Source organism: Xanthomonas dyei (genome assembly GCF_002939865.1).
GTDB lineage: Bacteria > Pseudomonadota > Gammaproteobacteria > Xanthomonadales > Xanthomonadaceae > Xanthomonas > Xanthomonas dyei.
In genome coordinates this window covers 113,104-119,754 of record NZ_MDEE01000013.1, presented here as the reverse complement: position 1 = coordinate 119,754, position 6,651 = coordinate 113,104, and the positions used below count along the sequence as shown (strand labels likewise).

The 6,651-nt window shown below is 64.1% G+C and carries 6 protein-coding genes and 1 pseudogene; all 7 read right to left on the bottom strand.

What is annotated here, in order from left to right; genetic code table 11:
• Nucleotides 1–76: 76 nt before the first annotated feature.
• A complete protein-coding gene (locus XdyCFBP7245_RS11000) occupies nt 77–1,000 on the bottom strand; it encodes an alginate export family protein (protein WP_244907803.1) in 924 nt (307 codons plus the stop codon).
• Between the two features lie 6 nt (nt 1,001–1,006).
• Nucleotides 1,007–1,897 (bottom strand): glyoxalase, encoded by an 891-nt coding sequence (locus tag XdyCFBP7245_RS10995; protein WP_104615677.1) that lies wholly within the window; start codon nt 1,895–1,897, stop codon nt 1,007–1,009.
• A gap of 296 nt (nt 1,898–2,193) precedes the next feature.
• The gene (locus XdyCFBP7245_RS10990; protein ID WP_104615676.1) at nt 2,194–2,499 is read right to left on the bottom strand and encodes a XapX domain-containing protein; all 306 of its coding nucleotides are present in this window, start codon (nt 2,497–2,499) and stop codon (nt 2,194–2,196) included.
• Between the two features lie 830 nt (nt 2,500–3,329).
• Nucleotides 3,330–3,624: pseudogene (locus tag XdyCFBP7245_RS10985) on the bottom strand (IS481 family transposase); the annotation flags it as partial.
• Between the two features lie 57 nt (nt 3,625–3,681).
• The gene (locus tag XdyCFBP7245_RS10980) at nt 3,682–4,392 is read right to left on the bottom strand and encodes a putative quinol monooxygenase (RefSeq protein WP_158255509.1); all 711 of its coding nucleotides are present in this window, start codon (nt 4,390–4,392) and stop codon (nt 3,682–3,684) included.
• A gap of 332 nt (nt 4,393–4,724) precedes the next feature.
• A complete protein-coding gene (locus XdyCFBP7245_RS10975) occupies nt 4,725–5,756 on the bottom strand; it encodes an amidohydrolase family protein (RefSeq protein ID WP_104615674.1) in 1,032 nt (343 codons plus the stop codon).
• Nucleotides 5,757–5,801: 45 nt separating this feature from the next.
• Nucleotides 5,802–6,605, bottom strand: a complete 804-nt coding sequence (locus XdyCFBP7245_RS10970; protein ID WP_244907802.1) for a type 1 glutamine amidotransferase domain-containing protein — start codon at nt 6,603–6,605, stop codon at nt 5,802–5,804.
• Between the last annotated feature and the right edge of the window lie 46 nt (nt 6,606–6,651).

Genomic DNA, 6,651 nt, shown 5'->3' with positions numbered 1-6,651 from the left:
AGCGTCGCCGAACGTCAGTTGCATGGATGATTCCTCAACACGAGGCGAGTAGTGTCGCGCATCTGCCGTGCTTTGTTCAGAGGTTCCCTAGCGCCCAGGCACGCGCGCGGCTGTTACCGACCTTTCCGCGTTGCCCCATCGCCTCGATATCCCAGTCCACTGCAGTGTGCACACCTGCGAAGCGGGCATCGACAATGTCGCGGCGCTCGTTGCCGGCCGCATCCAGAAAGCTGGCGTCATCCTGCCGATAGCGTGCGTAATACAGCGACAGTTCGTCGCTGCCCAGGACGTGGCGTTCGACACGCACGGTATCAAGGCGCAGATGTCGATTGGAGAGGTCGTCGAAGCTGCGCACATCGGCGTATTGCACCGGCTGGCTGACAAACGCAATCCAGCGCCATGGGCCGGTCTCATAGTTGACCCATACCGCGTCGAAGGACTGGCGCACGTTCGGGCCATCACGCAGCGAAACGAATCGCTGCAGGTCGAAGGCAAACTCCTGCCGGCCCACGCGCAGTTTTATCTCGCCATCGGCCAGTGGCGCGGTGTATGCGACGAACGCCATGCGCAGATCGGCACGATTAGCATCGGCCGTGCCGATACGGCGTTTGTGTACTGCGCGTACGTCTTCCAGTTGGGTAAAGAGCTGCAAGTGCTCGCCAACCCGCACGTCCAGATGCGCCTGCAGGCGGTGCAACAGATAGCTGTCGCTCTCGCGGCCGATACCCAGCGCAGGCGTGTGATTGCTTTCGACGCGTTCGCGCAGGTTGATGCCGAACGATGCGTAGCCCACGTCGCCAAGCGGTACATATTTCAGGCGATCGAACGGGTGCGTGCGCAGCGCCGGGTCAGCAAGCGGCGACCAGTCTTCCTGCCAACGGTTCGACTTGATGACAGGACGTACCGGTGTGGCGGAGGTGGCATCGACCGAAGACTGCGCCCACGCATCGGCGCACGGGCACAGGACCAATATCAAGAGCAGCGTGAGGCGTAACGACATGTGCGATCAGGAGTGGAGTTCGGCGTGCAGCTCGGCGACATAGCCACCGGGGAACTCCACCATCGCCGACTGCCGACCCGACGCGGCCACCGCAGGCACCAACACTTTTGCGCCGGACGCGGTGGCGCGCGCGAGCGTTGCCGCAAGGTCGTCCACTGCGTATCCGGTGAGCTCGTGGCCGTACGGATAGGGCAGGTGGCCGTCAGTCACCAACACCTGCAGCGCACCGAAGCCGGAGCTGATGATGATGCTGCGGTAAGTGACGCCAGGCCGGCCGATCAGCGTTGCGTCCGCACGGCGGTCATCGTGCAGCACCTTGCCATGCGAGAACTTCAGCCAGCCTTTAACGAATGCGTCGGCGCGGTCTGGCGAGACGTAGACGCGGTTCTCCGGAATCGTCGCCAGTGGTGCGTAATGCGGTGCGGTGTCGTGCCAGTACAGCTGCATGCTGACGCCGCCCGGCCAGGCGATCACCGCATCCATCCCGATAGGATCCTTGAACGGCGCAACCAGCACCTCCGCTCCGGCAGCGCGTGCGGCGCTGATTGCCTGCTGCATGTCGGTCACCAAGTAGCCGGTGCGTTCGCTGCCGAACGGGTGGGGCACCGGCGTACGAAATCCGAACAACGACACGGTGCCTGCCGGCGTCTGCACCAGTTGCGAGCTGGTACTGCTAGGGGTTGGCGTGACCGTGGCAATCACCTGGCGCGTGCTTTGTCCGCCGAAGGTCGCGGCGAAGCTGCGCGCAAACGCATCCACATCGGCAGGTGCTACATAAACGTGCGTAGTGTCGTACTGCGGGCCGACCGACACCGGCGCTGCAGCATCGGCAAGGACCGGGTTGGCCGCGCTCAACATCAGCGCGGCGGACAGGCTCAGGGAAAGTAGCGGACGCATTGAAGTTCCTTTTGGGAAAGAGGGCAGCGACGGCACCTCCGGCCATGGGCAGTCGATGCGTTTGCGGTAGTGGTTGGATGTAGTTGAATCGTTTTTGCGTGCCGGTTGGACTAGGACGCCGCCCGCATCGCGCTATGTTTGTTGCCAAGTTGCTTGATCACGCGTGCGATCTGCTTTGCAACTCCGCGCATCGCCAAACAGAAGAATCGACACGCCGTTTTTCCAGAACTTTGGCCGGCGAATTACTCAGCCATGCGCAGGCGGCATGCACCACCAGATCGCATGGACGAGCGCGCTCACGCATCGCCCTCGTCGGTGCGCGCGGGGGGCGGTGATGGCACCTGCGGCGCAGCCGGCGGCACACGTTTGCCTTCTGGCAGATGCCCGAACATATGCGGCTTGACCTGATGGCCGATCCACGAGACCTCGGCCTGGCTGCGCGTTGTCAGCTGGCGCACAAGTGGCGGCAGTTGCTCACCGACCAGGATGCCAAGCAAACCGACCAACGCAATGACCGGCGGCGCTGGCGAGCGCACATTGAGCAGGCTGTAGATCACACCCACCAGCAGGCCAGCGCCAAGCGAGAACAAATAGGGCTTCATCGTGCGACCCCTTGGTTTGAAGCACTGGCTGCGCAGGTCGGCAAGGCAGGGCGTCTACGCGCCAATGCACGCCAATGTGCCTGGTTGCAGGGCGAGGGGAGTGCACTGCCAGCGAGCGCGTGGCGCTGGCCCGACACATCAGACATCGTCATGGACGCGATCTCTCTGGAGGGGGAATCGCTGGGTCATGGCGTCGAGTGACGCCAGCGATGTGGTTCATGCTGGACGCCTCGGGCCGAATCCAGAACACCGCGTCGGGGCAGGGTCCGATGACTCGTTCGGGGGATGCGCGCGCACCGCACGGCGCGCCTCCGCCATGCGTCCTGTACAGCAGGCTGGATCAGGCGACATCAACCAGCACGGCAGATCAACATCGATGCATGGCAGGAAATGACGCAACAGCGGCATTGTTGTTGCCGGGTGGTGGGGCAAAGAATGCACGCACACCACCCACCTACGGCAGCACCATGGCACCTGGCATCTTCCCCGGATTGGTTCGGCACGCCACGTTGGCTGCATGCGTCTTGCTGGCCGGGTGCGGAGCGCCGCCATCGAAGGCGACGCCAGTTGCAGCAGCGACATCGAGTGCCACATTAACCGAGGACGCGTTGATCCCCGCCTATCGCGCTCGCTTCAATCGCGCGCGTGCGGTGATTGCGGTGGTGGGTGAGAACACAGGCGTGGAGATCAGCGACTTCCTGGTGCCTTTCGCGATCCGCTGCTGGCGTTCCTGCGCTAACGCGGACTGCTCGCAGCATTGGGCCGCTGCAGATCGATGAGTCGTGATCCAAGCGGCCAATCACAACTCACTCGGCGATTTGGCGCAAGCCAGTCATGTTGTCACCGGTCGGCTGCAGTGCGTTGAGACAGTCGTCCAGCGACAGTAGGGTGTGCGTGCGCAAGGCAACGATCGCCGCCTCATGCTCACTGGACAAAACGATGGAGCGCGGCTGCCTCGGACCGGTGGGCAACTCCGCAACCGCGGTCCGCTTCTTCCACTTCGCCACGGTCTTTTGATTGATTCCGTAGCGCTTGGAGAGCGCTCTCAGGCTTTCTTGACGATGTTGTATTGCTCCGACGGATTGCCTCTGCCGTGGTGGCGCTCCCGGGCAGAACCTGGCCCATCGTGCTTGCTTCCAGTCGTGGGGAAAGAGTGCACCCTCAATGTCTGGGATCAAACACCTAGTCACTCGCCGGTGGATCAAACCGCAATCCACCGCGGCTTTGCAGCGCGATGTTTTCGACCTCGACATGGCTCTTTTCCACCAGCATGTCGCCGGTCAGGCGCAGGTAGTCCTTGAAGTGCGGTGTCTGGCGATGCGAGGCATAGGCTGCGGCGTCGGCGTAGATCTCGAAGAAGATCCATTGATCCGGCCGCCCCTTGCGGGTGGCCGCATACATGGCAAGCACGCCAGGCTCGACCTGCATGGACTTGCGCATCTCCTTGGTGACGATGCGATGGAATTGGGCGAGGTCTTCGCGCTTCACCGTCACCTCGACGATGCGCGCTTCCGGCGTTCTGCCGCGCTGCAGGATCGACAGCGCAGCCGGCTGCTCCGCGAGGAACATTGGATCGATCTCGACCAGGCGCTTGTCTGTGACCAGCGACCGCGTCGATTCGAGGAAGCGCCGGTAATGGGCCGTCTCGACGTGGCGCCGATAGGCTGCCTGGTCGGCATATAGTTCGAGCACGTAGGCCAGGCCGGGTGTGCTCAGGCTGGCGACCGCATGCATCGCCAGCATACCGGGCTCGTCGCGGAGCGAGGCCTGCATGTTGTCCCGGCCCGCAACATCGAATACTTGCGCCCGCGCAGGATCGGTCTGCAATTCGAAGAGACGCACCACCGGCTGCGCGGCGGCGATCGGGGCGAGCAACATCGTTGCCGTGGTCAATAGCATTCTCCAGCAGTTCACGTCAGTCCACCTTGGTTCGACGGGCGCTTACAAATTGAAATATTCATGGTGCGCCCCGTCGACGGTGGTACTGCTCGTCGTTCGGGCCGTCCTGTCTTCCGGTGCCGACAATACGGGCGTTGCCGGGGCGGTGCGCGTCTGACCAGTGCGTGATGCCGGACGCGCACCGGACCATGTTGCCTGCCGCCGTCCGCATCATTTCGATGTGCGGCCCGCGCTTGCGTTCATCACCAGGCGTAGGCCGCTGACGCGGGTTTGCCTGGCGCAGCGTGTGCCTACTAGGCGGTGGCGTCGTGCTCGACATGACCGACTCACAGCCTCAGCAATCGCGCCGCGTTGCCGTGGGCGATGAGCGCCTTTTCCGCATCGCTGACGGGCAGGTTCTCGATGAAGGCACGCGCGCCATCCAGGCTCTGGTAGGGGTAGTCGATGGAATACAGGATGCGTTGCGCGCCCATCAGCGCGTACACGAACTGGAAGTGCGGCAGGGTGAGCATGCCGCTGGGGGAAACGTACATGTGTTCGCGATAGGTCTGCACGATAGAACGTTCCAGACCCGCGGCTTGCTGCGGAATGGAATCCTCCAGCCGCTGCAGGAAGAACGGCACCATCTCGCCCCAGTGCCCACTGATGACCTGCAGGTTGCGATGGCGGTCGAACACGCCGGCCAGCAGCATGCGCACGACCTGGATGCCTGCTTCGTTGTGCCAGCCCCAGGCGAACATGGACAGGCGTGCGCTCAGCTCGGGATCCAAGCCGCCGTAGTAGGGCGCCTGCACCGCGGGCAGCGGCAGGCCGGGGTGGATGTACAGCGGCACCTTCAGCGCGTCCAACGCGGCGAGGATCGGCGCGTAGCGGGTGTCGTCCAGAAATGTATGGCCAGGGCGGCCGTTGATCAGCGCGCCCTTGAGGCCAAGTTCCTTCACTGCACGCTCCAGCTCGCGTGCCGCGGCGTCTGGCGCCTGCCAGGGCAGGGTGGCGAAACCGGCATAGCGGGTGGGGTGGGACTGCACCGCCTCCGCCAGCCTGTCGTTGGCTGCACAATTGAGCGCGATGGCGTCGGCCGCCGGCAACAGTTGCGGAAATCCGCCGTAGGACAGTACCTGCATGTCGATGCCGGCTGCGTCCATGTCGGCCAGGCGCGACGCGCCCATCTCCAGCGCCTTGCGCGCGGACTCGGCAGGCGCGATGACATGCGGGCGACTGGGATCGGTCACCTGCCGGCCATCGACCACGCGGCGGCCCCAGTCGGCCAGGTAAGGCGCCTCGGCGCGTACGCGCGCCTGCGCGGCCTGTCCGATCGCTGGATCGAGCACGTGTTCTTCGACGCAGATCAGTTTCATGATGCTCCGGTTGAAAGAGGGGTCGGACGCAGACAGCCATGGTCGTCAGTGGCAACGCGCGCAGTTCGCGCAGTGCGTGAATGCCTGCGGCCGTACGCGCATGCGATCACGCCAGCAGCGCGTCCCGCAGTGCCACGCCCAGGCTCGCCGCAGACTGCGGGGGTTCTGGCCAGTGATGAGCCGGCCGTCGACGATCACGTTGTCGGCCCAGTTGGACGCGTTCTGATGATGCGCACCGCGTGCGTTGAGCATGGACGCCAGCAGAAAGGGCACGACGTGCGTCGATTCCACTTCCTCTTCCTCGTCGTCTGTGAAGGCGGCGATCTGCTTGCCGGCGATCAGCAGGCTGCCGTCGGCACGGGTCGCGTTCACCAGCGCCGCCGGGCCGTGGCACACCGCCGAGACGATTCCGCCCGCCGCATCGATCTCGCGGATCGCGTTCTGCGCAGCGGCGCTGTCGGGGAAGTCCCACATCGTGCCGTGGCCACCGGCGAAGAAGATCGCCGAGTAGCGCGCGGGATTCACCGCGTCCAGGCGCACCGTGTTGGCGATCGCATCGCGGAATTGCGCATCGGCCCAATAGTGCGCGATGACTGGATCGTGCAGGTCTTCCATCCCGTCCAGCGGCGCGTCGCCGCCCTGGATCGAGGCGAATTCCACCTTGATGCCGGCCGTGTGCAGTTTTTCCAGCGGATGGGTGACTTCGGCAAGGTTGTAGCCGGTGGGAATGCCTGTGTCGCCCTTCACCGCGCAGCTGGTGACGACGAAGAGGACCGGCAGGAGGTCTGAGGCGTGCTTGGGCATGGTCTTGGGATTCCTGTGTTCGAGCGAACTCTGGTCGATGGTCAAGCGACTCCATCGAGGGCGAGGTGCTTGTCGAAAAATGCGCGAGCGT

Coding starts and splice junctions, on each gene's coding strand:
- XdyCFBP7245_RS10990 (WP_104615676.1), bottom strand. CDS start 2,499: ATGAAGCCCTATTTGTTCTCGCTTGGCGCTGGCCTGCTGGTGGGTGTG.
- XdyCFBP7245_RS11000 (WP_244907803.1), bottom strand. CDS start 1,000: ATGTCGTTACGCCTCACGCTGCTCTTGATATTGGTCCTGTGCCCGTGC.
- XdyCFBP7245_RS10995 (WP_104615677.1), bottom strand. CDS start 1,897: ATGCGTCCGCTACTTTCCCTGAGCCTGTCCGCCGCGCTGATGTTGAGC.
- XdyCFBP7245_RS10975 (WP_104615674.1), bottom strand. CDS start 5,756: ATGAAACTGATCTGCGTCGAAGAACACGTGCTCGATCCAGCGATCGGA.